The organism is Falsiroseomonas oryziterrae, assembly GCF_021864505.1.
In the GTDB taxonomy this organism is placed as follows: domain Bacteria; phylum Pseudomonadota; class Alphaproteobacteria; order Acetobacterales; family Acetobacteraceae; genus Falsiroseomonas; species Falsiroseomonas oryziterrae.
This window is the reverse complement of the sequence record NZ_JAKJIB010000673.1, coordinates 1-716: the sequence shown is the minus strand read 5'-3', so window position 1 is coordinate 716 and position 716 is coordinate 1. Positions and strand designations below refer to the sequence as shown.

The window sequence follows — 716 nt, the reverse complement described above, 5'->3', positions numbered from 1 at the left end:
CCCGGCGGCGGTCCCGATGCTCGCGCGCGGCCTTTTCCTGCTGCACACCCGCGGCGGCCGTCGCCCCTTCGAGGAACTGCTCGCCCCGGCCGAGCAGGCCGCGCGCTTCGGCGTCGAGGTCAGCGCCGCCTTCGCGAACGACCTCGCCGCGGTGTCCGGCCCGCTCTTCGCCGACCCCTGGGCGCAGGCGAGCTTCGCCGGGCCGAACGGGCGCCCGCCCGCCGTGGGCGAGCGGCTGGTCCAGGCCGATCTCGGCACCACGCTCTCGGTCCTGCGGACCGCCGGCGTCGGCGACCTGCACCAGGGCGGCCTCGCGCGCCGGCTCGAGGAGACTTCGGCGACCGCCGGCGGCGGGCTCACCGTGCCGGAACTCCGCGCCGCCGTGCCGCAGGTCGCGCCGGTGGTGCAGTCGCGCATCGGCAACGACGTCGTGTCGTTCCTGCCTGCCCAGGCGGACCAGGGCGCGACGCCCGCCGCCTTCGGCTCCGGAGCATCCTCCGTGAGCGGACCGCTGCCGGCCTCGGCCGGCCTGCTCGTGGTGGACCGCGAGGGCATGGCCGTCGCCTGCAGCTTCACCATGAACAACCTGTTCGGCACGGGCCGCGTCGCGCCTGGCACCGGCGTGCTGCTCGCCGCCGCGCCGGGCATCGGACGCGTCACGCCGCCGCTGCTGGCGGCCGGCATCGCGCACAGTCCGAACCTGCGCGCCTTCCGCC

At 77.2% G+C, this 716-nt stretch carries 1 protein-coding gene; it reads left to right on the top strand.

Annotation, left to right across the window (positions count from 1 at the left end):
* Window positions 1-16 precede the first annotated feature (16 nt).
* The coding region (locus L2I40_RS24020) for a gamma-glutamyltransferase (RefSeq protein WP_237217853.1) at window positions 17-716 on the top strand (700 nt) is incomplete at its 3' end.